We start from the raw sequence: 25203 nt of genomic DNA on the forward strand, positions 1-25203 counted from the left end.
GTTCAGTTCCTTTCATAAGATACAAAGAGACGTTTCGCTGGCGAAAATGCCCGTAGAAAAATAGGAAATCTGACGAAGAAGCTAAGGCATCTAGGAAGATTTATCATTTTTCCTAGGGAATTAGTCTCGTGTTCAATTTCTTTCATAAGATACAAAGGGCGTTAAACGGACAAAGGCAAAATAGAAAACCGACCGAAGACGCTTGCGTCTAGGAAGTGGTTATCTTTTTGCTACAGTTCGTAGCCCGTGTTCAGTTCCTTTCATAAGATACAAAGAGACGTTTCGCTGGCGAAAATGCCCGTAGAAAAATAGGAAATCTGACGAAGAAGCTAGGGCATCTAGGAAGATTTATCATTTTTCCTAGGGAATTAGTCTCGTGTTCAATTTCTTTCATAAGATACAGAGAGACGTTTCGCTGGCGAAAATGCCCGTAGAAAAATAGGAAATCTGACAAAGAAGCTAGGGCATCTAGAAAGATTTATCATTTTTCCTAGGGAATTAGTCTCGTGTTCAATTTCTTTCATAAGACACAAAGTCTCATAAAACGACAAAGACAAAACAGTAAATTGGCAGAAAATCCTAATTTTCTAGACGATTTATCTTTTTAACACAACCTTTAGGGCGTGTTCGGTTAGAAAGACTAACTGAATTATCCTTTCTTTGTTCTTGAAACATCATAGATTTTCGATACTTTTTAGAAATGGTATGTGCCAGCGACTGCCCTTTGGATACCTATTACCTATTTTTGCCTTTTTCTACCCGTAGTCACTTGCCATTCCCTATAGTGGGCAATATCTTTATTAACTAATTTCCAACACGTTGCTATAACTAAGGCATCGTCCATCTGTCCTAAGAAGGGAATCCAGTCTGGAATCACATCAATAGGAGATAAGAAATAAATAAGGGCACTAACAATGGCTAGCATGGTTCGTCTTGGCACACGTGTGTAATCTTTTTTCCAGTAACTTCTGACCATACTGATCATAATGGGCACTGATTTTAATTCCTTGCCAATAAAGGGAACCCATTTGATACGTTTTTCGAGTTTCTCAAGAAAGGGTTCCATTTTGGAATCATCTTTTAGTAATGTGTCAGCCTTTTGGTAGCGTTTTTGCAATTCTTCCATTGCTTGTTGTTTATTGAATGATCGTTTCATTACCTTACCTCTTGTTCTATTCCTGTTGATGTTGAGATAAATTCTCTTTGTTTAGAGAGTCGTTTTTGATGAATTTAGCCCATCAAAAGACTGTGTTTTCCTCCAATGTAAACCTGACATTATCTTCAATCCACTGACGGCGTGGGGCTGCCTTATCCCCCATAAGGACCGATACGCGGCGTTCTGCACGCGCCAGGTCATCAATGGTCACTTTAATCAAGGTGCGTGTATCAGGGTTCATGGTGGTTTCCCAAAGCTGATCAGCATTCATTTCACCGAGACCTTTATAACGCTGTAGGAGCGAACCTTTACCAAATTTCTGACGAAGGTCTTCTAACTCACCATCACTCCAGGCATACTCAATGATTTCTTTCTTGCCCTTGCCTTTTGACATCTTATAAAGAGGAGGAAGAGCGATATAGACATGTCCTGCTTCAATAAGGGGGCGCATGTAGCGATAAAAGAACGTCAACAGCAAGGTTTGAATGTGGGCACCATCAGTGTCAGCGTCGGTCATGATGATGATTTTATTGTAGTTAATATCAGCCAGACTAAAATCAGCGCCAACACCTGCACCAATGGTGTGTATCATGGTATTGATCTCTTCGTTTTTGAGAATATCTGTCATCTTGGCTTTTTCAGTATTCAATACCTTACCACGAAGCGGTAAAATGGCTTGAAATTTACGGTCACGACCTTGCTTAGCAGAGCCACCAGCCGAATCACCCTCAACCAAGTAAAGCTCATTTTTTTGAGCATTTTTAGACTGAGCAGGGGTTAATTTGCCAGACAATAGACCCTTGTCTTTTTTAGTCTTCTTGCCATTACGACTGTCGTCACGCGCCTTTCGGGCAGCCTCTCTAGCATCTCTGGCACGAATGGCCTTGCGAATGAGGTTGGAGGCCACTTCGCCGTTTTCAAGAAGGAAATAGGTCAACTTTTCAGAAACAATTCCGTCAACTACTGGTCTTGCTAGCGGAGACCCTAGTTTGTCCTTGGTCTGTCCTTCAAACTGCAGGTGTTCTTCAGGAACTAGGATTGATAAGATAACGGATAGACCTTCACGATAGTCAGAACCTTCTAAGTTTTTATCTTTTTCTTTCAACAAACCTGTCTTACGGGCATAGTCATTCATGGCCTTGGTAATCGCTGACTTTAGCCCTGTTTCATGCGTGCCACCGTCCTTGGTGCGGACATTATTGACAAAAGATAGGATGTTTTCCGAAAAGCCGTCGTTATACTGCATGGCAATCGCCACTTGAAAATCTTGCTCACTGCCTTCAATCGCAATGATGGGAGTTAGGATTTCCTTGTCTTCATTGAGGTAGCTGACAAAGTCTTCGACGCCATTTTCATAATGAAAGGTCTCTTGACGTTCTTCCTCTGATCGAAGGTCTGTGAGGGTCATGGTGACATTTTTCAAGAGAAAGGCCGACTCTTTGAGGCGTTCTGAGATTGTATTAAAGCGAAAATCCGTTGTTGAAAAAATACTGGCGTCTGGCATAAAGGTCACAGTCGTACCACTTTTTGACTTGGGAGCTGTGCCTATTTTTTGAAGTCCTGTAACCGGCTTGCCACCATTCTCAAAACGCTGTCTATAAATAGCACCATCTCGTGTGATGTCAACTTCCAGCCAAGAGGACAGGGCATTAACCACCGAAGAGCCCACACCATGAAGACCTCCAGAAGTCTTGTAACCGCCTTGACCAAATTTGCCGCCTGCATGAAGAACGGTGAAGATGACCTGAACCGTTGGTATGCCCATGGCATGCTTTCCAGTCGGTATGCCACGCCCACAATCCGAGACACTGACTGAGCCATCTTTATTGAGGGTGACGGTGATCTGATCACCAAAACCTGACAAGGCCTCATCGACAGCATTGTCCACAATTTCCCATATCAAATGGTGTAGACCTGTCGCATCGGTCGAGCCGATATACATCCCAGGACGCTTACGAACAGCATCTAATCCTTCTAACACTTGAATGGCATCATCGCCATAGTTAGTGATTGTTATTTCTTTTTTAGACATTTAGCCTCCAAAATAGTTTCGTCTTTCTTATCTTACAAGTTTTCGATTAAATTTGCAAAAAAATTTAAGCCCTTCTCTAAAAAATAAGTTGTTAGAGAGAAGGACTGTGCTATAATAGAAGCATGAAAACAATCTTACTTGTACTAATCGCCTATTTATTAGGGTCAATCCCAACGGGTCTGTGGATTGGAAAGTTTTGTTACGGGATCAATCTTCGTGAGCATGGTTCTGGCAATATGGGAACTACCAATACCTTTCGTATTTTAGGACCTAAGGCAGGCACAGCTACCCTTACCATCGATTTACTGAAAGGAACTTTAGCTGTTCTTTTAGCCGTCTGGCTTAACAGTGCCTTATCGCCTTTGATTGTTGGTTTTTTTGCAATTTTAGGGCATACTTATCCAGTTTTTGCCCAACTTAAAGGCGGTAAAGCAGTCGCTACCAGTGCTGGCATTCTCCTTGGCTTTGCTCCGGTTTTTCTGCTCTACCTACTCCTTATCTTTTTAGTGACTCTCATCCTATCTAGCATGATCTCGTTCACAAGTATCACCGTTGCTATTATTGCTGTTATCAGTGCCTTAATTTTCCCAGCGTTTGACTTTATTTTGAAGGATTATGACATCTTGTTTACCTTGGTCATCATGGCTATTACCTGGGTCATTATCCTAAGGCATCAGGATAATATCAAACGTATCAAAGCTAAGAAAGAAAATTTAGTGCCCTTTGGCTTTAACATCACTAAGCAAAAACCAAAATAATAAGGCCTTAACAATCACATCAATCCTAAAAGAGTATAACCCTTAAAAGCTGGCCAAAAGCCAGCTTTTTTTGCTCATCCTATCTTTGAGTTTGACGTTAGAAGCTAGGCTTTGATGCGTATTGTCGCATCAACTCATCCACTTGACAAGCACCTACCTCATCATTAACGTGTAAAAATAAGGCTTTTGCTTTTTCAAAGCAGCTCAATTCAGCTGTTATTTCACCCAATCCACGATAAGCACAAGCCTGTGCCACTTGATCGTCAGACTCCAAGGCTAAGGTTAGGCTCTTTTGCATCTCTTGCTCTGCAACAGCATAATGCCCCAAAAGAAAGTGCAAATAGCCAAATTCATAAGCATTTGCCGACAAGGCCAGTTTGTCTGTGGAATCGATAACATCTCGTTCTTGGTCAATGATTGCCAAGGCAAGCTCATAATGCTGCGCTTCTCTCTCCACCATGGCTAGCTGATGATAGGCAATATGCTGTAGCTCTTTAGCCATCGCCTGTTCTACCAATCTCTTGTTTTGCTCAGCTAACTGTCTGGCTAGATTGATGTCTGCTTGAGCTAGTGCCAGGTAAACACCGTGATTTCTGACCCAAAACTGTTGGTCAATATCTTTATTGCCCACCCCATCTTGCATTTCTTGATATAATCTTTTGGCTTGTTCAAACGCTTGTTGATCCAAAGCTTCATAAAAAGCACTGACCTTATCCATTGCTATTCTCCTTATCTTTTGTCAAAACTAACAAGATGACTAACGTCCTAGCTCACACGCTATCAAGTCGTTAAATGATATACTAGACATAGAACTATCCTTTACCCTCAAGCTAGACTTCTTCGACACGAAAAAACTCAGTAACAACCAGACCGTCCTCTGAAAAGACAAGATCGACCGTTGGCAGATGGCTTTTCCAAAAATCGCCAAAAATGCGTTGCCAGTCAGCAACACTGCCATCCCCTTCTCCATTAGCCAAAGCAGTTTCCTCTGAAATCTCTGAAAATTTTTCAATAAGTACTTTTTCCGTCACCAGTAAAACTTCCTGAGTCGGACAATCTGGATTATCCACCATGATAGAGCGACTACCTGGCTTGTCCAAACTATCCTAATCGCATCCATCTTCCGCAAACCAATAAGAGGTTGCTGTTTTTTGACCCGTGACGGTCAACTCATATAAGTCATGGTACTGAGCTGGGTGTCCCCAAACCTCCAAGTCAGGATATTTTGCCTGTAACTCGCCATATTTGGCCATTTATTTTCTCCTTAAAAAGGCGTCTAAAGTCTCTTGATGCTGGTATTTTATCGCGGCAGTTTTATCTTTTTCGATGATGACTGTCGTCAGATCAATCTGATTTACTGTGGCGATAGCAACCGCATAGTGAATGACATCTGCCAACTCCTTACCGAGCTCTTCCTGTAAATGTTCATCAGTAAACGTTTTTCGCTTAGCGCGTTTGTTGAGAACTTCGGCAACTTCTCCCACCTCCTCGACCAACTTTATAAAAAAGCCTTGCTCATCCTTATCAGATCCGTAATGAGCTGATAAATAAGCTTGTAAATCTGCGATACTAAGTGACATGATTGTCCCCTTCTAAAAAATAATTTGCTTCTTTCTTTATAGCCTTTCAGCTGTTGATAGTCCATTAACAAACCTTATTAAGTCTATGATTGTCAGTCTAGCCAATCAATCCTTGCTTGATGATGTTGGGCTAAAAAGTGGTTGGTTTTTGAGAAAGGTTTGCTACCAAAAAAACCTCTGTAACTGGATAATGGACTGGGATGAGGGGATTCAAGTACCAGGTGTCTGTCATGCGTAATCAGTCGTTTTTTCTTTCGAGCGTAAGACCCCCAAAGAATAAAGACTAACGACTCTTCTTTTTGATTAAGCAACTCAATAATGGCATCTGTAAAAGGCTCCCAGATAAGATTGGCATGCCCATTGGCTTGCCCAGCTGGAACACTCAGACAAGCATTTAACAAAAGCACTCCCTGCTCAGCCCAAGAGGTCAAGTCATGGTGGCTTCTTGAACCAATGTCATCACTCAGTTCTTTTAGAATGTTTTGCAAGGAAGGTGGCGCTGGTATACTATCAGGCACCGAAAAAGACAGACCTTGGGCTTGACCAGGCCCGTGATAGGGATCCTGGCCTAAAATCAAGACCTTTGTTTTTTCGTAGGGCGTTAGCTGAAGGGCTTTAAAAATAGCGTCTCTCGGAGGATAAACCGTTCCCGAAGCGTAGACCTTATCTAAAAAACTATTGATGGCTTTGAAGTAGCCTTCTGGCAAAGCCGCTTTTAATTGTTGATGCCAAGTAGATTGCATAAAACAACTCCTTTAGTTAGTTTAGTGATCGGGAAAACAGCATGTCTTACTTTCTCCTCCATTTTAGCATAAAATCCTCTCTAAAATCTAGCCTAGCCCTTTGATAACATCATACAGCAATAAAACATCAAGAAGCTGGTCATACTCAAGTTTTTGTGCTATCCTAATAGTCATCGTTATTAAACAAAAAAGGAGAAGGATGATGGATAATACCTTAACATGGATGGTCATTGCCTTATTAGAATTAGGCCTTATTTTTTTGAAGCGGCGAGACAATAACAAACTACGGCGCTCCCTCACCAACGTGCTCTTAGAACATCTGGACGATAATGCTTTTTTGCAACAAATCACATACCAGTCTGACATCGAGCTGGTCACCAAAATCAACCAACAATACGATATCGGACTCACCAATGCCATGACAATCGCTAAGGCTATCATGAGTCAAACCAAAAATCCCTCAACAAAGAACGGTTGAGGGATAGGTCACTTATTTCCAATAACATCATCACAATAATGTCACTCTATCCAGGCTACTCTTAGTCTTTTTAGGGTGACTTTTACTATCTGTTGATTATGATGAAGACTAGGTCTATTTTTGAAATCGGCTTTAATAGGTCAAACGCTTCTCTAAATGACCTTGACCAAAGGCATATAGGGTACAGATAAACCAATAAATCAGTGCGACCACAATATAAACCGTCATGTAATCCGACTTAGCACCACCGACGATCTTTGCCTTATTAAATAATTCAGGGACGGTAATCATGGCAGTCAAAGCAGTGCTTTTGACCATGTCTAAAAGAACATTTGACAAGGGAGGGATAGCAATGCGAATCGCTTGTGGGATAATGACTTTTCGGTAAATGATCGCTGTTGATAAGCCCAAAGATCTAGCAGCTTCCCACTGCCCCTTATCTACTGCTGAGAGAGAGGCACGGATAATTTCAGAAATATAAGCACTGGACATGACGGTAAAAGCAATGATACTAGCTAGTATAGCATCTAACTGAATTCCCATAAATGGCAGTCCAAAATAAATGAAAAACAACAATACCATCAAGGGCACTCCCCGCATGAGGGAAATATGCGTCGTTGCCAACCATCTAAGAGGTTTTATGGGGGACATCTTGGCTAGAGCAACAAAAAAACCACAAAAAGTACCTAAACTAAAACCTATCAAGGATAGCCCCAAAGTGTAAGGCAAGCCTTCCAAAATCAAGGGAATTGCCTCCAAGGCTAATCGAGGATCAAAGATAGCATTCCAATTAATCATCTCATCTTCTTCCTTTTCTTATGTTTGCTCTCAACGATTCATCAAAAGACTGACAAATCTATCCAATCAAAAAAAGCATTTTGATTGGGTTTGAGCATCTAACACAAAGAGAGAAGCTGGATACTTTGTCCCAGCCTCTAAATAATGTGTTATTTGATATCAGAAACATCAACAACAGGGAGATTTTTTGTGCCTTCTTCAGGCTTGGTCAAATCTTGTCCTGCATAGTATTTTTCTGAAATCTTTTTAAGAGTACCATCAGCTTTCATGTCTTTAATGACCTTGTCAAGCTGCGTTTTAAGACTGTCATCTGTTTTCTTCATGACAATTCCTTGCTCAGTTGGGTTGTATTTGGCATCACCCATTTTAACTTTGATGTCTGGGAATTTAGCAGTGATAAACTTGATGGCAATGACTTGAGTGTAATAATCATTTGGGATAAAGTCTGTACGACCCGTAGACACATCACGCAAGTAAACATCGTTGGTAACATTGTCATAAATGACTGGCTCAGCACCTAGTTTTTCAGCAATTTTCATATACTGAGTACCTGCACCACCACCAGCTTTTTTGCCTTTCCAGTCTGACAAATCAGTCGCACCAATACCTGATGACCCATCTTCACGGACAATCATACCACCAATCGAGTATTTGTAAGGTTCAGAGATGTTGTACTTTTCTTGACGCTCTTTGGTAGTGTCAAAGTTATTGACTGCTACATCAACCTTACCAGAGTCTACAGCTGTAAAGGCTTCCGCAACACCAATTTCTTGATAGTCAATCTTAATGTCCAAGCGTTTCCCGATCTCATTCATCATATCGATTTCATAACCAATCAGATTTTTATCATCATCATGGTAAGAGGTTGGAAAGAGTGTTCCTGGTGTTGCTACTTTCAAAACACCTGCTTCTTTGACCTTGTCCCATTCGGATTGCGTTTTAGCACCCTTATCACTAGAACAAGCGACTAACAAGCTGGCTGCTAAGCCTAAGCTAACAATGGTAGAAATTTTTTTAATCATTAGACGATCCTTTTAAATGTTTTATTAGTAAGCCTGAAAAGGCTTACTAAATTAGTATAGGGTATTTTAAGATTTATTTCAAGTTATTTTCTTAAAATGACGATTATCTCAGCTGATGATGACGCTCAAACAAGTCACCAATCGCTAAAAGAAGGTCTTCTCTGCCCTTGGCAGCTGTTAGTTGAACACCAATCGCTAAGCCTTCAACCGTACGATAAACCGGTAAACTGATTGAAGGTTGTCCTGTCAAGTTAGCCTGCTGGGTAAAAGGAGTCCAGTCCAAACTTTTCTCAAACATTTGCCAGATGAGGGCTTGCTGTTCTTTAATCGTCACGTCATCGATAGCCTTTAATCGGTCGAGGAAATCATCTGTCAAGGTAAACTGCCCATGTTTTGGGGCAACATCTGCAACCGTTGGTGACAAAAGAACATCATACTCTTGATGAAAATCATGCATCACTCGGCTGTATTGATCCCATTGTGACAAGATTTGTGAATAAACTTTGGCTGGAACCTGTTGACCACTGCGATAAATCGCCCAAGTCATCACTTCCATATCATCAAGCGTCATTTGCCGACCTAGACTGGCTTCAATCCTATCAAACATCGCTGCTGTCTCCACAGCATTCATGACATAATACGATGACATGGCCTCAATCCCATCAATCGGTGCTTGATCTAAAAGAATAATCTGGTGCCCTTCTTTTTCAAGAAATGCTGCCGCTGTTTCAACAGCTTCAATCGCCTGATCAGAGACCTTCCCACCGATAGGAGACCTTAGTTGTAGAGCAATTCTCAAAGGTTTTAAGGATTTGCCATCTAAATCCTCATGACGAAGTTTAGGTAAGACAAAAGGGCTTTCCAGCTGACACACTTGAAAATGCTCTAAAAGTCTTTTGGTATCACGCATACTCTTAGTGAGGGCGAAATGAACAGACGCTCCTTGCCAACCTCTATAAGCATCTGGACCAACAGGAAGACGCCCTCTGGTAGGCTTGAGACCAATAAGGCCATTAAAGGAGGCTGGGATACGAATCGATCCGCCACCATCACTGGCTCCAGCTATAGGACTAACCCCCGCAGCCACAAGAGCTGCTGCACCACCAGATGAACCTCCAGCATTTCGTGTGAGATCATCAGGCAAATGAACCAAACCATGCAACTGACTATCCGAAATATTTTTAAAGCCAAACTCTGGTGTATTGGTTCGACCTAAGACAATAAAGCCAAGTGATTCCAATCTTTTGACATAATAATCAGACTGCTTAGCTCGGTAGTTTGCAAATAAAGGAGAACCTGATGTCGATAACTCTCCCGCCTGCTCCTGACCCAAATCCTTCAAAAAAATAGGAACACCTGCAAAGGGCTTGGCTGTAAAATCCCTCTCTTGAGCTTCCTGGATGGCTCGGTCATATCGTGTGCTGGTAATGGCATTGAGCCTAGGGTTTTCTTGGTTGGCTTTTTCGATGGTGGCCAATACAAGTTCTTTGGAAGAAATCCTGCCAGCAGCGACTGCTGCTGCCATATCTGTAGCATCTTTAAACGTCATAACATCTCTTTCTATTTTTAGGTATTTTGGATGGTGAATCAAAATCTAGCGATTGGCTTAACATAAACTGAGAGATTGTTCAGTCTCTCTTAATTTGTCATCTACTCTCTTATCTTTCTAGAGAGTTTGTGATACAATAATCCTATGCGAATCCAACAATTACACTACATCATCAAAATCGTTGAAACCGGCTCAATGAATGAAGCCGCCAAAAAACTATACATCACACAGCCTAGTCTTTCCAATGCGGTCCGTGACTTAGAGCAAGAAGTGGGCATCACTATTTTCCTTCGTAATCCCAAAGGCATCACACTCACAAAAGATGGTATGGAATTTTTATCCTACGCACGTCAGGTAGTTGAGCAGATGTCACTTCTTGAGGAGCGTTATCAAAACCCAAGCATCCAGCGTGAACTCTTTAGCGTCTCTTCTCAGCATTATGCCTTTGTGGTCAATGCCTTCGTGTCTTTATTGAAAAAAACAGACATGACAAAATACGAGCTGTTCTTACGTGAGACGAGAACCTATGAAATCATCGATGACGTCAAAAATTTTCGCTCTGAAATCGGCGTCCTCTTTCTCAATAGCTACAATAGAGACGTCTTGACCAAGATGTTTGACGATCACCACCTGGTAGCCACCAATCTTTTTTCAACAAGACCACATATTTTTGTGAGCAAAGATAACCCCTTAGCCAATAAAACGATCATCAGTATTGAAGATTTAGAACCCTTTCCTTACCTCAGCTATGACCAAGGTTTGCATAATTCCTTCTACTTTTCTGAGGAAATCATGGCACAAATACCACATCCCAAGTCCATTGTGGTCTCAGATAGAGCGACCCTTTTTAACCTCATGATTGGGCTTGATGGCTATACCATCGCCACAGGTATCTTAAATAGCAATCTAAATGGCGATCATATCGTATCCATTCCTTTAGATGTCGATGATCATATTGACATTGTCTACTTAACGCATGAAAAAGCTAATCTCTCCAAAATGGGAGAAACGTTCGTGGACTACCTCTTAGAAGAAGTGACATTTAAAAACTGATTGAACAAGTCTCAATCAGTTTTTTTGATGACAAGACGCTCAACAATCAGCAATCAAGGTCTCAAGACCAACAGTCATCATGTCAGTGAAAGTATTTTGACGCTCCTCTGCACTAGTGTCCTCATCAGGATTGACCAAGCTATCTGAAATAGTCATAATGGCCAAGGTATCAACACCATGTTGCGCGCCAAGATAATAAAGAGCCGCCGCTTCCATTTCAATCGCTTTGACGCCAAGTTCTCCTAATTTGAGGTTACGCTCTGGCATGTTCGAATAAAAAACATCCGAAGACAAGACATTCCCAACATGAGTTGTCAGGTTAAGTTTTTTGGCGATGTGATAGGCCTTATCTAACAATGTAAAGGTTGCAATTTGTGGAAAGTCAAACTCTGGAAAATCATTACGAATGATGTTAGAGTTGGTCGCTGCTGCTTGTGCTAAGACCAACTCACGCACATGGACATTAGGATCAATTGATCCAGCTGTACCAACGCGGATGAGTTTTTTAACACCATAGTCCACGATAAGCTCACGCGCATAGATCGAAATAGAAGGCATCCCCATACCTGTCCCCATGACAGACACTCGATGACCCTTATAAGTTCCTGTGTAACCAAACATGTTACGCACCTCATTGAAGCAAACCGCGTCTTCAAGAAAATGTTCTGCGATAACTTTAGCACGTAATGGATCTCCTGGCAAGAGAATCTTGTCGGCGATTTCGCCTTGTTTTGCTGAAATATGAATACTCATAAGATATTAAGAGCTAACAGAAAAAAAGCAACTGATCGCTAGAGAACTAAGCCCATATGCCAATAGACATGCTAGCTCATCTAAGCTTTCGAGTCTTCCTTTTCTGCTCGTATTCAAATTAAGTTGAATACAAACCCTTTCCTTTCGTTTTTTTTTGATATTAGTATTGAAGCATTGGGAATTGCGTCCAAATAACCGAGAATCCCAACCCTACTTGTGTTAAAGGTGTATGATCATTGCTTCTGATGGTTTGATCCTTATTTATCAGTAGCAGATCGGCTAGTATCGTTGAGAGGCAAAAATGCACCGTTTTTGAGTATCTGCTTTACAAGTCCTTCAAAACGGCTTTGATAAAGGTTTTGAAATTGCCTTTGATTTGCTGGGTTACCTCTACCACTTCTTCGTGGTTTAGCTCTGACTGGAAACCAGCTGCAAAGTTGGTGATAGCAGAAATACCAAGCACTTTCATCCCAGAATGAGCTGCTACGATAACCTCTGGAACAGTAGACATGCCGACAGCATCTGCTCCCATGGTTTTAAAGGCACGGATTTCTGCCGGTGTTTCGTAGGTCGGACCGGTGACACCAATGTAGACACCTTCACCAAGATCAATGCCTTGTTCCTTGGCAATACGATGAGCCACTTGACGATAGGCCTTGCTATAGGCATCTGACATATCTGGAAAACGTGGTCCAAATGTTTCTAAATTATCACCAATCAATGGGTTTTGCCCCGTCATATTGATGTGGTCACTAATAGCCATCAAGGTGCCTGGTCCATAACCTATACCGCCTGCTGCATTGGTCACAATCACACCTTGGCAACCCAGTGCTTTCATGACACGAACAGGAAAGGTCACAGTTTCCATTTTATTGCCCTCATAAAAATGAAAGCGCCCCTGTAAAGCCAAGACCTTACGCCCAGACAAGTCCCCAAAGACCAGTCTACCAGCATGGCCTACTACGGTTGATTGCCCCCAGTTTGGAATATCGGCATAATCAACAACGACAGCATTTTCAATCTCTTCTGCCAGTTCTCCCAGGCCAGAACCCAAAATCAAACCAAACTCTGGTGATTGGATGCCTTTACTTTCTAAGAAAGACTGTGTGACTCTAATACGTTCAAGTAAACTCATGGTATCTCCTTATAATAATTTATCCAAAAATGACTGACCAATCATGGCTTTTTCAAGCCCAAAATTAGCTGCAATCGTTGCTGAAATATCTGCAAAATAGCCTTGTGGTATCAAGCCGCTTCCTGTAAAGGATGGGCTATAAGCCAAGAGCGGGATATACTCGCGTGTGTGATCTGTCCCTGCATAAGTTGGGTCATTGCCATGATCTGCTGTGATCAACAGCAGGTCTTGATCGCCTAAGGCGTCGATAATCTCTGGCAGGCGAGCGTCAAAGGCTTCCAAGCAATCACGGTATCCATGAGCATCACGGCGATGGCCATAAAGAGCATCAAAATCCACAAGATTGGTAAAGGATAGTCCCTTGGTGAATTCTGGATTTTTGAGGGTTTTAATCAGGTTGTCAATCCCATGTTGATTGTCCTTGTTATGACCTTGGTCATGAGTGATGCCTGAACCATTAAAAATATCATTGATTTTTCCAATAGCATAAGTAGCTATGCCAGCATCAGCTAGTTTATTTAAAACGGTATCCTCAAAGGGTGATACGGCATAATCATGACGGTTGGCTGTTCGGGTGAAATGACCCGGCTCTCCCACATAAGGTCGAGCAATGATGCGCCCAAGAAGAGCCGGACGTTCTAGAGTGATTGAGCGAGCATATTCGCATATACGATAAAGCTCCTCCAAGGGAATAACATCCTCGTGCGCAGCGATTTGCAGCACTGGATCAGCAGAGGTGTAAATGATGAGCTCACCCGTTTTCATTTGGCGAGGACCAAAATCATCAATAACAGCTGTTCCAGAATACGGCTTATTGGCTTCACGAATGACCTTGCGACCTGAAAATTCCTCTATCTTGGTTAATATTTCCTCAGGAAAACCATCCCAAAAGGTGTCAAAAGGCTCGGTGATATTAAGTCCCATAATTTCCCAGTGACCGGTCATGGTATCTTTTCCAAGAGAAACTTCTTGTAATTTGGTAACATAACCAGTTGGCCTCTCCTCAACCGACACGGTTTTTAGGGGTGTTTCACGTGGGATATGACCAAGACCTATTTGAGCTAAGTGAGGCACATTCAGACCAACTGTCTTTGAAATATGGCCTAGCGTGTCAGATGCCCCATCAGGCACACCTGCATTGACAAAATCATTGGCATCTGGTGCAGCACCAATACCAACCGAATCAAGCACTACTAAGTGAATACGATTAAAAGTCGACATACATTTCCTATTCTAAGGGTGGTTACAGTTAGCACCCTAATCCCTAACTAACATTTTTGATCATACAGCAAGTAGATCGGATCACTTAAGCCTCTAAAACGTGAACCCCATCTTGACTAGCCACAATGACCTTGTTCACCATGCCATTAAAGAGCCCATGCTCAACCACTCCAACCATGGCTTTTAAGCGATTCCCAAGACCAACAGGATCTTCAATCTTGCCTAAATCAAGGTCAATGATGTAGTTTTGCATATCTGTCACAAAACGCTGACCGTTTTTTTGACGGTAAGATGGCTTGAATCCCTCTTTGTCAAAATAACGAAACAGACGCTCAGATCCATATGGGACAACCTCAACGGGTAGTTTAAAGGCTCCCAGACAATCCACCATCTTAGACGCATCAACAACCCAGATATACTCTTTGCTAGGGGTTGCCACAATCTTCTCCATCAAAAGCGCTCCACCGCCGCCTTTAATACCATTAAATTGTGGGTCAACCTCATCAGCGCCATCAACAGTGACATCAATGACATCAATAGCATCAACAGCTTTGAGAGGAATTCCCAAACGTTGAGCTTGTTGCGTGGTTTGACTAGAGGTTGTGACACCTATGATAGATAGTCCCTCCTCTTTAATACGGCGTCCCAACTCTTCAACAAAATAATAAGCCGTTGAGCCTGTACCCAAACCTACAACCATACCGTCTGTAACGTATTCAGACGCCTTAAGACCGGCCAATTGTTTTAATGCTTCCATCTCAAACTCCTTATCAAATCCTTACACTTCATTATAACATGAAAGCGAATACTTGTTAACCATTCTCCTCATATTTTCAACTTGTTCTTTTTTGGGAACGATACTATAATAATGACAGACCCAAAAATCAACCGTCAAAAACGATTTTAATGCTAGAAATAACTATATAATATGAGAGGACATTTATGATAACAAAAGTTTTAATGACATACAATTTATGAAGAAATACAAATTAAAAACCATTGCTGAAGAACAGATGGTCATTGAGGAGTATTTCAATTTAACAAACCTAACCTAAAATAAGTGCAATGGTTTGAACCACATAAAAAGCTAACCAGGAGAAAAAATGATGGGATTATTTTCGAACAATAACAATAAATATGTTGTTTTACAAGTAACACTAAAAGAGAAGTTTATTGGTACTGGATCAGGTAACCTCCTAGAACTCGAAAACATTATAAATAAACAAGCTGACAAAGGATACCGTTTACATACTATTACCACTACTAACGGAGGAAGTAAAGGCCTTGGAGGGGGCGATCGCATTCAAGCGACAATGGTTTTTGAAAAAGTATAATATGGTATTTACAAAAACTTAGAAGACCAACGTATGGAGAAATGATGAAAAAGAATAACGAAATTTTAAAATAGGTACTAATAATCATTGCTATGGCTTTATTGATAACACTACTAGCAATGTTGATGCCTGTAGCTCTCATTGGTGGGATTATTGCAACTTGGTATTACACTAAAAAGAAACCAAATCAGAAAAGGCGAAACATTGCTATCGCAGTTGCAGCTGTTGGTTTGCTGGGACTATTTTTTTGACACCTAGTCTCCTAAATCAGTCAAAACAATCAATAACTACTAAAACGGTGACTACAACAAGCTCATCTTCGGAAACTGAGCAAAGCAAAACATCTTCTAGTTCCTCTAGCACAACAGAATCAAGTACTAAAAATGACGGCTCTGAGTATACAAAAGAATCAAATGCAGAATTTGCTACAGCATTTCAGGATATGTTAAATACTGGACTTTCTGAAAGTGGTGTCTCTGATACTGTTCAAGTGACATACTATGATAAGAGCCTGATTTACGTACATGTCCCACAAGATTACAAATATGAAGCTAATGCACATATCCAAAAGCTTGCGGATGCTATCTATCAAGCTAAGGAGAGCAAGTTCACTGAGTGGGCGATTGATAACGGTTACGACCTTGGTTATACCAACTCTCCTGCTCTTTATATAAAATCAGAAGATGATACGATTTTAGCAGAAGAAGGTGGCATCCTTAATAAAAAAATGACATTAAAAGTTGATAATAGCTAGCATGACATCATCAAAAATCCTCACACTCTCACCAACACCGACTTTAGAAGTATCAGTCAAGTCTTAGATATTTATAGAGAAAACTAATGCTATTAGCAGTTGACATATAAAATAATTGACATCTCCAGGACCTTAAGGTTAAAATATACTTACAGTAAAGAAAAGTGTCTAGCTTGGCACAAAACCCCCAATGTTCCAGCATTGGGGGTTTCTTTTTTCAGGCTCATTCCCTATAGGGTTATTTCTTACGTGAGGTGAGCCAATACTCAAACAATGCTGCCAAGCAAAGGTGCAAGAAATACGGTAAAGAAAAGTTCTAGCATAACCTTTCACCCCCTTCCTATCCCAAAGGGGCGAAACCATTATAGCAAAAATAAAAGTCTGTGCAAAGTACGCCGTCATGGACAGATCGCTAAAAATAAATTTTGCAGATTTTTCTAAAGGCAACTCTAACTTAGAACCTAAATCCCTTGATAAAGATTTTTAACTCAAACGCAGCACCTTATGATTGCATTTACAAAAGCTAATCCATATGAATATCAATTAAATATCAATAAAGCATAGGACATTTCTAGTAACAATAATTTTGACTTAACTAAAAATCAGCAATCTATCAAGACAGTTCCACTTGATAATGATACAATAGCTTTATTAAAAGAATAAAGAGTTGAAAAATGGGAAGAAAATACATTTAACCGTTTATTCCCCGTTAGCACCCACGTTTACCTCAATAAGCGTTTAAAAATCATTGTCGATTGTTCTGTTCCTTCCTTGTGTCATACATATGTCAGTTATTTACTGGCAAATGGCATCGAGGTTCTAACCATCTCAAAACGGATAGGACATAAAGATCCAACAATGACATTAAATACTTACTCACATCTACTCAAAGAAAAAGAGATAATACATTTTGACAAGATAAAAACACTCTTTTAAAAATAATTCGGGTCAGATTTGGGTAAAAACCCATTGAAACAACACTATGAAAGGACATTTATGATAACAAAAGAGTTTGATACCATTGCAGCTATTTCGACACCACTTGGTGAGGGGGCTATTGGTATTGTTCGCCTATCAGGAAGCCATGCCATTGAGCTGGCGCAAAAAGTCTTTAAAGGCAAAAACCTCAAAACAGTTGCCAGTCATACGATTCATTATGGGCATATCGTGGACCATGAAACCATCATTGATGAGGTGATGGTGAGTGTCATGAAAGAACCCAAAACCTTTACGCGTGAAAATGTTGTTGAAATTAACACCCACGGTGGGGTTGCTGTAACCAATGAAATTCTACAACTCTTGATTCGCTCCGGTGCACGTATGGCTGAACCTGGTGAATTTACAAAAAGAGCCTTCTTAAATGGACGGCTCGACTTGACCCAAGCCGAGGCTGTTATGGATTTAATCAAAGCTAAGACAGACAAGGCCATGGCCGTTGCCATGCAGCAACTGGACGGCTCCCTCAAAACGCTGATTGACAAGACTCGTCACGAAATCCTGGACACCTTGGCTCAGGTTGAAGTCAATATTGATTACCCAGAATACGATGACGTCGAAGAGATGACAACAGCCTTGATGCGTGAGAAAACCCAAGAGTTCCAAGCACTCCTAGAGCATCTCTTGGCAACTGCGAAACGAGGAAAAATCTTGCGCGAAGGTCTCTCAACAGCTATCATTGGTCGTCCCAATGTTGGCAAATCAAGCCTTCTCAATAATCTTCTTCGTGAAGACAAAGCCATTGTTACTGATATCGCAGGAACAACTCGTGATATTATTGAAGAATATGTCAATATCAAAGGTGTTCCCTTAAAATTGATAGACACTGCTGGCATTCGCGACACTGATGATGTGGTTGAGCGCATTGGGGTTGAGCGTTCCAAAAAAGCCCTCAATGAGGCTGACTTGGTGCTCTTGGTTCTCAATGCTTCAGAACCCTTGACAGCACAAGATAAAATCCTGCTTGACATCAGTCAACATAGCAATCGCATTATTTTGCTAAACAAGACCGATTTGGTCGAGAAAATAGAGAGAGACCAGCTACCTGCTGATCTCATCGCTATTTCTGTCTTAAAAAACGAAAACATTGAAGGCATTGAAGAACGAATCAACCAGCTATTCTTTGAAAAGGCAGGCTTGGTTGAAAAAGATGCCACTTACCTATCAAATGCCCGCCACATTTCCTTAATTGAGCAAGCTGTTGAAAGCCTAAAAGCTGTTAATGAAGGGCTTGACCTGGGAATGCCCGTTGATCTTTTGCAAATTGACATGACCAGAACTTGGGAAATTTTAGGTGAAATCACAGGAGACGCCGCTCCAGATGAACTCATTACCCAGCTGTTTAGTCAGTTCTGCCTTGGAAAATAGCCAACTTTATAAACTCAGATATGATAACTGGCTGATTAGTTAGATCAACATAAAGGAGTGCCAAAGGGGAAATACAGGTTCTTAATATTCCCCTTACTAAACACTGAGCAATGGTTGAGCAGATCATTTCCACGACTGTCAGCCGTTGTGACAGCCCTAATCCACTTTACAAACTTGAGAATGAAAGTAACCACTTAATCCTTTCATTCTCAAGTTTTTTATGATTAATCAATCGATTTTTCAGTGAGTTTTGTTGCCTCAGAGAGGTATTTCCCATAGGTATCTTTCTTAACCATCTTAGAGATGACCTTGTTTATAGTTTTTTGTAGCTCTTTGCTAGCCTTTCCTTTTGGCATGGCTACGGCTTTAGCATCCCCATCTCCAACTGTCAAAGTCACTTTTGCTAAACTAAGATCCGCATTTTGAGCCATAAAGCCTTCTGCAACTGGCTTTTCCAAATCAACCGCATCAACAAGGCCTGACTTCAACTCATTGATTACCTCACCCATAGCCGTCAAAGGAATGATTTGCGACTTTGGCAACTGTTCTTTAGCAAGATTTTCTTCAATACTACCTTTTAAAACAGCAATTTTTTTACCTGCTAATTGCTCTAAATGGCTATACTTGCCTTGATCTTCCTGACGAATCAAGATAGCATTTTCTGTCGTGTAATACGTCTCAGAGAAAGCGTAAGCATTTTGACGTTCCTTAGTCACGGATAAACCTGAAATAGCAATATCAGCCTTACCAGTCTTTAAACTCGTCAAAACATTATCGAAACTCATGGTTGATACCTCGAGTTCAACGCCTAAAGCATCAGCGATATCCTGAGCCAAATCAATATCGGCTCCAACCACCTTATCCTTCCCATCAATAAGCGCTTTAAACTCAAATGGTGGGTAATCAGGGCTAACCGCCACCACTAATTTACCCTTTTCGACAATATCTTGTTGCAAATCCGAAGATTGAGACGTCCCACAAGCAACCAATATCAAGGATGCCATTAGAAAGCACACTCCCAAACCTATTTTTTTAATCATTTTATCAACTCCTTTTCTTATTTTAAAACATTATACGCTTTTAAAGATAAAAATCAACTATTTTTGTTTTTTTATTCTTTTTTATGTAGAAAGTCAGACAATTTTTGCAAAGCTCTTTTTAAAACAGCTTGATCCGTGCAATAACCCAGTCTGACATAACCCTCTTGATCAAAGCGATTTCCCGGAACAAGGAGAACACCCGTCTCTTGTAATAATTGTTTACAAAATGGCTCGATGGCTGTTTCTGTCCTTAATGCCATCAAAAGCGTGGAGACCTTAGCTGGTAAGACAGCATCAGCTAAAGGTTCCTGGGCTATCCACTCCTTGACAATAGCCAGGTTATCACTCACAATCTTTTGGTTACGCGCCAAAATAAGGTCTTGATGCGCCAGAGCATAGGTGGCTAAGTAATCATCAAATACCCCTGCTGAAATCATGGTATAATCACGATAACCTCGTAAGATAGACACCACCTCCAGACTAGCAACTATCCAACCCACACGAAGACCTGGTAGCGAAAAACTCTTAGAGAGGCTATTGATGGAGATGCCCTTATCATAAAGATCCGCGATTGCTGGAATATCCAAAGAAGTATCAAAGGAGCGATAAACCTCATCTACCAATACATAAGCACCAACTGACTTAGCTAATCTCACAACAGCTCTTAAAAAGGCTTCGTCCATGACCGATCCAAATGGATTGTTGGCATTGTTAAGACAGATCATTTTAGTCTTTGGACCAATAAGTGCTGCCAAGTCCTTGATATCAGGCAACCAACCCAGGGATTCTTTAACCCGCCAAAAATCAACCCTTGCCCCCAAAGATTTTGGAATCTCATAAAGTTGCTGGTAGGTTGGGTAAAGCGAAATCACATGATCACCAGAATCAATGAAGGCATATAAGGCCAATAAATTGGCCCCTGTTGCCCCATTAGTCTGTAAAATATTCGCTTGCGTCTGGTGACGATACAAGGAAGCAACTGCCTTTTTAAAGTCTGGAGATCCTTCAATCCACCCATAATCAATGGTCTTCTTTGAAAAATCTGACCAAAAAGTCTCCAAAGAATCGCCTGTCATATCAAAGAGTTCTTGCAAACTCAAGGCCGATATCGACACTCCTGCTATATCGTACTTGGCCTGTATTTCATAAGTATTCAACCAATCTTCAACACCAAAACAAGGTAATTTCATATTCAAACCTCCCTCATAAAACTTATACTACGAAAACAGCAACTAGCTTTATCTATTTATTAAAAAATGGCGGTTATTTTGCATATTATTTCAATGATTTTATTATATTTTATTTTTATTCATAAATCAAGCTTTTTTTGATTTTATAGTAAAAAAATAGTTGATAAAAGCCAAAAATTACACCGGATTTGATTTGATGCGATTTTGTTACCACTAAAAAAACGCCCAGGATAAGCATCCTAAGCGCTTTATACGATATTACTAGTCTATGTTACAAAAGATCATAAGGCATTGGCATCCGTTAAGATTAGCTATGCCAAATATCTTGATTGTATTGTGCAATGGTTCTGTCTGATGAGAAGAAGCCTGCTTTAGCAATGTTATGAACTACTTTTTGGTTCCAGTCTTCTCGATTTTCATAATCTGCTAGCATGGTTTCTTTGATGTCGATGTATTCAGCCAAGTCAATCAAGGTCATGAACCAGTCTTTGTTTAATAATTCATGGTAGAGGCGCTCTAAACGCTCTTTATTTCCTACAGCTATTAAGTCTTCTGACAAGATAAAGTCAACCGCTTCTTTGATACGTTCATCACCATTGTAGTAATCACGCGCTGTATAGCCTTGATTAGCGTAAAGGTCAATAATAGTATCGGAATCTTTACCAAAGGTATAAATATTATCCATACCAGCTAATTCTGCAATCTCAACATTGGCACCATCCATAGTTCCTAAGGTAAGGGCACCGTTGAGCATGAATTTCATGTTACCTGTTCCTGAGGCTTCTTTAGAGGCCAAAGAAATCTGCTCAGAAATATCACTTGCTGGAATCAGATGCTCGGCGACAGTGACATTATAGTTTTCAACCAAATGGACATTGAGGTAAGGGCTGACTTGAGGGTCATTGTTGATCAACTCTGACAAGCTCAAAATGAGGTGAATAACGTCTTGAGCGATGATGTAAGCTGGTGCTGCTTTTCCTCCAAAAATAACCGTCAGTTTCCGTTTTGGAAGGTTACCACGCTTGATCTCCAAATATTTATGAATCACATAAAGGGCATTCATTTGCTGACGTTTGTACTCGTGGAAACGTTTGATTTGGGTATCAATGATCGAATGCTCATCCAAATCAATGCCTTTGTTGTCTTTGAGGTAACGTTTCAAACGTAATTTGTTGTCATGTTTGATGCTATCGAGTTTAGCATGAACAGCTTTATCATCAGCGAAGGCTGATAATGCTTCCAGCTTAGTCGCATCCGTTAGATAGTCGTCTCCAATCAGCTCTTTGAGGTAAGCTGCCAAGTCTTGGTTGGCAAACTCTAACCAACGACGGAAGGTAATACCATTGGTTTTGTTATTAAATTTGTCTGGATAAAGCTCATAAAAATCTTTCAATTCACTGTTTTTAAGGATCTCGGTATGGAGTGCCGCAACCCCGTTAACACTGGTCGCAAAGTGAATGTCCATGTGCGCCATATGCACACGTCCTGACTGGTCAATAATGTGAAGATCAGGATTAGAGACCTCTTTGGCAATCATGTCATTGAGTTTTTCGATAATGGCAACCAAATGAGGCACTGCTTCATTGAGGTAATCAAGTGGCCATTTTTCAAGCGCTTCTGCCAAAATGGTGTGGTTAGTATAACCAACCATTTGCCTAACAATAGCAACTGCTTCTTCAAAGTCTAAGCCATGTTGTGTTGTCAACAGGCGAATCAACTCAGGAATAACCATCGAAGGATGTGTGTCATTGATTTGCACATAGGCATAGTCAGCAAGGTCACGAACAGTTGACCCACGCTCAATCGCCTCATCAATCAATAGCTGCGCTGAGTTAGACACCATGAAATATTGTTGGTAGATACGGAGCAATTCTCCCGCCTTATCCGAATCATCTGGGTAAAGAAAGAGGGTTAAGTTTTCTTTGATTTTAGTTTTATCAAAGGTGATGCCATCCTCAATCAAACCATCGTTTAGCCCATCAATATCAAAAAGATTGAGGTAGTTTTTAGTATCTTTTTGATAACCTAGGATATCCAAACGATCCAAGCGTGAACGCAACGTAAAGTCTTTAAATGGTACATCGTAATGAACGTCTGTCGGAACAAGCCAAGACTCATCTTGAATCCAGTCATTTGGCTCTGCTGCTTGTTGATTGTCTTTAAAGACTTGCTTAAAGAGACCAAAATGGTAATTGAGTCCTACGCCTTCACCATTGATACCAAGCGTTGACATCGAGTCAATAAAACAAGATGCCAAGCGGCCCAGACCACCATTACCAAGAGATGGTTCTGGTTCCAGGTCCTCAATCTCACTGATGTTTTTACCAGCAGCTGCGAGAGCTTCTTTAACCTCTTGATAGACCCCTAGGTTAATCAAGTTGTTGGATAATAGTTTACCAATTAAAAATTCTGCTGAAATGTAATAAACTTTGCGTTTAGCCTGATTTTTAGGCATTTGGTCAGCATTGTCTTTGACATAATGAAGCAATTCTTGATAAATGGCTTCATTCGTTAATGTGGCTAAGTCTTGTCCTTTGTTTGCTAAATAAGTTGTAAATGCTTTAGTCATTGTCCTTCTCCTCTATTTTTAATGTGATTGGGGTAATGATGTGTTGGCACGAGCGTATAACTCAGTGATTCCTGTCAGAAAATCCTTCTTGTCTTGCGTTAATTCTTTTGCTAACATGCGCCACTGCCAATTGCCACCGAGGGTATTAGGCATGTTCATCCGAGAGTCACCATCTTTATCTAATAAGTCTTGCATGGTAGCGATAGCGATATGGCTGACACTGGCATAAAGACTACGAAGCATGGCTTGCGTAATTGTTTCATCCTGAGAACGATGAATGTAGGCATCAACAAACTTCCTTTGCTCATCAGTTAAATTAACATACCACCCATTGACCACCTCGTTATCATGTGTCCCAGTGTAGGCTACGGTGTCCGGCGTATAGTTGTGTGGGATGTCAATACTTTGTCCCTCAAGATCATAAAAACCAAATGCCATGATTTTCATACCAGGAAATGCTGTTTTAGTTAGTAGGGCTTCCGCTTTGTCATCAATATAGCCTAAGTTTTCAGCAATAATAGGCAAGTCGCCGAGTTTATCCTTGACCGCTTCAAATAACTGATAGCCTGGACCTGCTGACCATCTGCCATTTAGGGCAGTATCATCTGCTCCAGGGATTTCCCAGAAGTCTGAAAAGCCTTTGAAATGATCAATGCGCAGCTTGTCGTACAGTTTAAAGCTTTCTTGAATACGGTAAATCCACCAAGCATAACCTGTTTTGGCATGGAAATCCCAGTTATAGATCGGGTTCCCCCAAAGTTGCCCTGTGGCGCTGAAATCATCTGCTGGAACTCCCGCAATAAAGAGAGGCTTACGCTCATCATCTAGTTTGAAAAGTTCAGGCATGGTCCAAGCCTCAACACTATCAGCCGCGACATAAATAGGCATATCACCAATAATTTGGATAGCATTGTCATTAGCATATCTTTTCAAATCAAGCCACTGCGAGTAAAAGAAATACTGGGTAACCTTATGATACAAAATCCTATCGGCTAATTGCTCACGGTAGGAAGCTATGGCCTCCTTGGTTCGTTGGACAATAGTCTGATCTTCCCACTCTTGTAAGGCTTTGTTGCCAAAATGTTCTTTGATAGCCATAAAATCAGCAAAATCTTCAAGCCAACTATTTTCCGCTTCAAAGGTTGCTAATAAGGACTGTCCTTCTTTACTAGCTAAAAAGCCTTGTACTGCTTTATCAAGAATAGGGCGACGACGCTCATAAATCAAAGCATAATCGACTTCTTCGGGATTATGACCAAAAGAAATATTTTCAAAATCTTCCTTGGCTAAATAGCCAGCCTCTGCTAGTAAGGCAAAGTCAATAAAATGGGTATTACCTGCCATAGCTGAAAAGGATTGATACGGCGAATCGCCATAACTCGTTGTTGTTAGGGGCAAAATTTGCCAATAGGTTTGCTTGGTTTCCACTAAAAAATCTACAAACTCATAAGCCTCTTTACCAAACGAACCAATTCCAAATGGGCCTGGCAAAGAAGAAATATGCATTAGAATACCACTTTCACGTTGTAACATGCGATTTTTCCCTTCTTTATTTTTGTCGATATGAAAATAATAACGCAAACGCTTGCGCAAGTCAACTATTTTTCAATTTTTTTTAAAACTAAATTGAGATCAAACGTAACCGCCCAATAAGGAGGTATCTAGTCATCCTCC

The 25203-nt window shown here is 40.8% G+C and carries 25 protein-coding genes; 7 read left to right on the forward strand and 18 right to left on the reverse strand.

What is annotated here, in order from left to right; all coding sequences use genetic code 11:
• Positions 1 to 739 precede the first annotated feature (739 nt).
• The gene (locus ACMZ6Z_RS03915; RefSeq protein ID WP_416131302.1) at positions 740 to 1156 is read right to left on the reverse strand and encodes a YkvA family protein; all 417 of its coding nucleotides are present in this window, start codon (positions 1154 to 1156) and stop codon (positions 740 to 742) included.
• A gap of 82 nt (positions 1157 to 1238) precedes the next feature.
• Entirely contained in the window at positions 1239 to 3188 is a 1950-nt protein-coding gene (parE, locus tag ACMZ6Z_RS03920; RefSeq protein ID WP_416131303.1) for a DNA topoisomerase IV subunit B, read from the reverse strand.
• Positions 3189 to 3310: 122 nt separating this feature from the next.
• Here parE and plsY point away from each other — a divergent pair, with 122 nt between their 5' ends.
• The gene (gene plsY, locus ACMZ6Z_RS03925) at positions 3311 to 3946 is read left to right on the forward strand and encodes a glycerol-3-phosphate 1-O-acyltransferase PlsY (protein WP_416131304.1); all 636 of its coding nucleotides are present in this window, start codon (positions 3311 to 3313) and stop codon (positions 3944 to 3946) included.
• Positions 3947 to 4043: 97 nt separating this feature from the next.
• On the opposite strand, the gene ACMZ6Z_RS03930 is transcribed toward plsY, so the two are convergent.
• The 5 genes from ACMZ6Z_RS03930 to ACMZ6Z_RS03950 form a co-directional block, all read right to left on the reverse strand.
• Positions 4044 to 4664 (reverse strand): hypothetical protein, encoded by a 621-nt coding sequence (locus ACMZ6Z_RS03930; protein WP_416131305.1) that lies wholly within the window; start codon positions 4662 to 4664, stop codon positions 4044 to 4046.
• A 112-nt stretch (positions 4665 to 4776) separates the two neighbouring features.
• On the reverse strand, positions 4777 to 5046 hold the full coding sequence (locus tag ACMZ6Z_RS03935) for an ASCH domain-containing protein (RefSeq protein WP_416131306.1): 270 nt from the start codon (positions 5044 to 5046) through the stop codon (positions 4777 to 4779).
• A 6-nt stretch (positions 5047 to 5052) separates the two neighbouring features.
• The gene (locus ACMZ6Z_RS03940) at positions 5053 to 5199 is read right to left on the reverse strand and encodes a hypothetical protein (protein WP_416131307.1); all 147 of its coding nucleotides are present in this window, start codon (positions 5197 to 5199) and stop codon (positions 5053 to 5055) included.
• Entirely contained in the window at positions 5200 to 5529 is a 330-nt protein-coding gene (locus tag ACMZ6Z_RS03945; RefSeq protein WP_416131326.1) for a MazG nucleotide pyrophosphohydrolase domain-containing protein, read from the reverse strand.
• Positions 5530 to 5618: 89 nt separating this feature from the next.
• Positions 5619 to 6269 (reverse strand): uracil-DNA glycosylase, encoded by a 651-nt coding sequence (locus tag ACMZ6Z_RS03950; RefSeq protein ID WP_416131308.1) that lies wholly within the window; start codon positions 6267 to 6269, stop codon positions 5619 to 5621.
• A 202-nt stretch (positions 6270 to 6471) separates the two neighbouring features.
• On the opposite strand from ACMZ6Z_RS03950, the gene ACMZ6Z_RS03955 reads away from it, so the two are divergent.
• Positions 6472 to 6747, forward strand: coding sequence for a hypothetical protein (locus ACMZ6Z_RS03955; RefSeq protein WP_416131309.1), 276 nt, complete (start codon positions 6472 to 6474; stop codon positions 6745 to 6747).
• A gap of 132 nt (positions 6748 to 6879) precedes the next feature.
• Here ACMZ6Z_RS03955 and ACMZ6Z_RS03960 read toward each other — a convergent pair whose 3' ends face one another.
• The 3 genes from ACMZ6Z_RS03960 to ACMZ6Z_RS03970 all read right to left on the reverse strand — a co-directional run bounded on the left by ACMZ6Z_RS03960 (position 6880) and on the right by ACMZ6Z_RS03970 (position 10116).
• Positions 6880 to 7545 carry an amino acid ABC transporter permease gene (locus ACMZ6Z_RS03960; protein WP_416131310.1) on the reverse strand — a complete coding sequence of 222 codons (666 nt, stop codon included), beginning with the start codon at positions 7543 to 7545 and terminating at the stop codon, positions 6880 to 6882.
• Positions 7546 to 7694: 149 nt separating this feature from the next.
• Entirely contained in the window at positions 7695 to 8564 is an 870-nt protein-coding gene (locus ACMZ6Z_RS03965) for a transporter substrate-binding domain-containing protein (RefSeq protein ID WP_416131327.1), read from the reverse strand.
• Between the two features lie 106 nt (positions 8565 to 8670).
• Positions 8671 to 10116 carry an amidase gene (locus ACMZ6Z_RS03970; RefSeq protein WP_416131311.1) on the reverse strand — a complete coding sequence of 482 codons (1446 nt, stop codon included), beginning with the start codon at positions 10114 to 10116 and terminating at the stop codon, positions 8671 to 8673.
• A 144-nt stretch (positions 10117 to 10260) separates the two neighbouring features.
• Here ACMZ6Z_RS03970 and ACMZ6Z_RS03975 point away from each other — a divergent pair, with 144 nt between their 5' ends.
• Entirely contained in the window at positions 10261 to 11169 is a 909-nt protein-coding gene (locus ACMZ6Z_RS03975; protein WP_416131312.1) for a LysR family transcriptional regulator, read from the forward strand.
• 39 nt (positions 11170 to 11208) lie between these two features.
• Here ACMZ6Z_RS03975 and deoD read toward each other — a convergent pair whose 3' ends face one another.
• The 4 genes from deoD to rpiA form a co-directional block, all read right to left on the reverse strand.
• On the reverse strand, positions 11209 to 11922 hold the full coding sequence (gene deoD / locus ACMZ6Z_RS03980) for a purine-nucleoside phosphorylase (RefSeq protein ID WP_416131313.1): 714 nt from the start codon (positions 11920 to 11922) through the stop codon (positions 11209 to 11211).
• Between the two features lie 325 nt (positions 11923 to 12247).
• Entirely contained in the window at positions 12248 to 13057 is an 810-nt protein-coding gene (locus ACMZ6Z_RS03985; RefSeq protein ID WP_416131314.1) for a purine-nucleoside phosphorylase, read from the reverse strand.
• Positions 13058 to 13066: 9 nt separating this feature from the next.
• Complete coding sequence (locus tag ACMZ6Z_RS03990; RefSeq protein WP_416131315.1) at positions 13067 to 14278, reverse strand: phosphopentomutase; 1212 nt, start codon at positions 14276 to 14278, stop codon at positions 13067 to 13069.
• An 85-nt stretch (positions 14279 to 14363) separates the two neighbouring features.
• On the reverse strand, positions 14364 to 15035 hold the full coding sequence (gene rpiA, locus ACMZ6Z_RS03995) for a ribose-5-phosphate isomerase RpiA (RefSeq protein WP_416131316.1): 672 nt from the start codon (positions 15033 to 15035) through the stop codon (positions 14364 to 14366).
• Between the two features lie 349 nt (positions 15036 to 15384).
• Between rpiA and ACMZ6Z_RS04000 the strand changes: the two genes are divergently transcribed.
• From ACMZ6Z_RS04000 to mnmE, 4 genes are all read left to right on the forward strand, one after another.
• Positions 15385 to 15612 carry a DUF4177 domain-containing protein gene (locus ACMZ6Z_RS04000; protein ID WP_416131328.1) on the forward strand — a complete coding sequence of 76 codons (228 nt, stop codon included), beginning with the start codon at positions 15385 to 15387 and terminating at the stop codon, positions 15610 to 15612.
• Positions 15613 to 15704: 92 nt separating this feature from the next.
• Positions 15705 to 15863, forward strand: coding sequence for a hypothetical protein (locus ACMZ6Z_RS04005; RefSeq protein WP_416131317.1), 159 nt, complete (start codon positions 15705 to 15707; stop codon positions 15861 to 15863).
• Entirely contained in the window at positions 15860 to 16366 is a 507-nt protein-coding gene (locus tag ACMZ6Z_RS04010) for a hypothetical protein (RefSeq protein WP_416131318.1), read from the forward strand. The genes ACMZ6Z_RS04005 and ACMZ6Z_RS04010 overlap by 4 nt, the downstream gene beginning before the upstream one ends.
• A gap of 996 nt (positions 16367 to 17362) precedes the next feature.
• Positions 17363 to 18730, forward strand: a complete 1368-nt coding sequence (gene mnmE, locus ACMZ6Z_RS04015) for a tRNA uridine-5-carboxymethylaminomethyl(34) synthesis GTPase MnmE (RefSeq protein WP_416131319.1) — start codon at positions 17363 to 17365, stop codon at positions 18728 to 18730.
• A 224-nt stretch (positions 18731 to 18954) separates the two neighbouring features.
• On the opposite strand, the gene ACMZ6Z_RS04020 is transcribed toward mnmE, so the two are convergent.
• From ACMZ6Z_RS04020 to malQ, 4 genes are all read right to left on the reverse strand, one after another.
• Positions 18955 to 19770 (reverse strand): transporter substrate-binding domain-containing protein, encoded by an 816-nt coding sequence (locus tag ACMZ6Z_RS04020; RefSeq protein WP_416131320.1) that lies wholly within the window; start codon positions 19768 to 19770, stop codon positions 18955 to 18957.
• 71 nt (positions 19771 to 19841) lie between these two features.
• Positions 19842 to 20960 (reverse strand): aminotransferase, encoded by a 1119-nt coding sequence (locus tag ACMZ6Z_RS04025; protein ID WP_416131321.1) that lies wholly within the window; start codon positions 20958 to 20960, stop codon positions 19842 to 19844.
• A gap of 307 nt (positions 20961 to 21267) precedes the next feature.
• Positions 21268 to 23529, reverse strand: coding sequence for a glycogen/starch/alpha-glucan family phosphorylase (glgP, locus tag ACMZ6Z_RS04030; RefSeq protein ID WP_416131322.1), 2262 nt, complete (start codon positions 23527 to 23529; stop codon positions 21268 to 21270).
• Between the two features lie 18 nt (positions 23530 to 23547).
• On the reverse strand, positions 23548 to 25110 hold the full coding sequence (gene malQ / locus ACMZ6Z_RS04035; RefSeq protein WP_416131329.1) for a 4-alpha-glucanotransferase: 1563 nt from the start codon (positions 25108 to 25110) through the stop codon (positions 23548 to 23550).
• Between the last annotated feature and the right edge of the window lie 93 nt (positions 25111 to 25203).

The organism is Streptococcus pluranimalium (genome assembly GCF_047785705.1).
Lineage (GTDB): Bacteria > Bacillota > Bacilli > Lactobacillales > Streptococcaceae > Streptococcus > Streptococcus pluranimalium_A.

Excerpts from the sequence above, each read along its gene's own strand:
- ACMZ6Z_RS03915 (WP_416131302.1), bottom strand. The coding sequence starts at position 1,156 with ATGAAACGATCATTCAATAAACAACAAGCAATGGAAGAATTGCAAAAA.
- parE (WP_416131303.1), bottom strand. The coding sequence starts at position 3,188 with ATGTCTAAAAAAGAAATAACAATCACTAACTATGGCGATGATGCCATT.
- plsY (WP_416131304.1), top strand. The coding sequence starts at position 3,311 with ATGAAAACAATCTTACTTGTACTAATCGCCTATTTATTAGGGTCAATC.
- ACMZ6Z_RS03930 (WP_416131305.1), bottom strand. The coding sequence starts at position 4,664 with ATGGATAAGGTCAGTGCTTTTTATGAAGCTTTGGATCAACAAGCGTTT.
- ACMZ6Z_RS03940 (WP_416131307.1), bottom strand. The coding sequence starts at position 5,199 with ATGGCCAAATATGGCGAGTTACAGGCAAAATATCCTGACTTGGAGGTT.
- ACMZ6Z_RS03950 (WP_416131308.1), bottom strand. The coding sequence starts at position 6,269 with ATGCAATCTACTTGGCATCAACAATTAAAAGCGGCTTTGCCAGAAGGC.
- ACMZ6Z_RS03955 (WP_416131309.1), top strand. The coding sequence starts at position 6,472 with ATGGATAATACCTTAACATGGATGGTCATTGCCTTATTAGAATTAGGC.
- ACMZ6Z_RS03960 (WP_416131310.1), bottom strand. The coding sequence starts at position 7,545 with ATGATTAATTGGAATGCTATCTTTGATCCTCGATTAGCCTTGGAGGCA.
- ACMZ6Z_RS03970 (WP_416131311.1), bottom strand. The coding sequence starts at position 10,116 with ATGACGTTTAAAGATGCTACAGATATGGCAGCAGCAGTCGCTGCTGGC.
- ACMZ6Z_RS03975 (WP_416131312.1), top strand. The coding sequence starts at position 10,261 with ATGCGAATCCAACAATTACACTACATCATCAAAATCGTTGAAACCGGC.
- deoD (WP_416131313.1), bottom strand. The coding sequence starts at position 11,922 with ATGAGTATTCATATTTCAGCAAAACAAGGCGAAATCGCCGACAAGATT.
- ACMZ6Z_RS03985 (WP_416131314.1), bottom strand. The coding sequence starts at position 13,057 with ATGAGTTTACTTGAACGTATTAGAGTCACACAGTCTTTCTTAGAAAGT.
- ACMZ6Z_RS03990 (WP_416131315.1), bottom strand. The coding sequence starts at position 14,278 with ATGTCGACTTTTAATCGTATTCACTTAGTAGTGCTTGATTCGGTTGGT.
- rpiA (WP_416131316.1), bottom strand. The coding sequence starts at position 15,035 with ATGGAAGCATTAAAACAATTGGCCGGTCTTAAGGCGTCTGAATACGTT.
- ACMZ6Z_RS04000 (WP_416131328.1), top strand. The coding sequence starts at position 15,385 with ATGGGATTATTTTCGAACAATAACAATAAATATGTTGTTTTACAAGTA.
- ACMZ6Z_RS04005 (WP_416131317.1), top strand. The coding sequence starts at position 15,705 with ATGGCTTTATTGATAACACTACTAGCAATGTTGATGCCTGTAGCTCTC.
- mnmE (WP_416131319.1), top strand. The coding sequence starts at position 17,363 with ATGATAACAAAAGAGTTTGATACCATTGCAGCTATTTCGACACCACTT.
- ACMZ6Z_RS04020 (WP_416131320.1), bottom strand. The coding sequence starts at position 19,770 with ATGATTAAAAAAATAGGTTTGGGAGTGTGCTTTCTAATGGCATCCTTG.
- ACMZ6Z_RS04025 (WP_416131321.1), bottom strand. The coding sequence starts at position 20,960 with ATGAAATTACCTTGTTTTGGTGTTGAAGATTGGTTGAATACTTATGAA.
- glgP (WP_416131322.1), bottom strand. The coding sequence starts at position 23,529 with ATGACTAAAGCATTTACAACTTATTTAGCAAACAAAGGACAAGACTTA.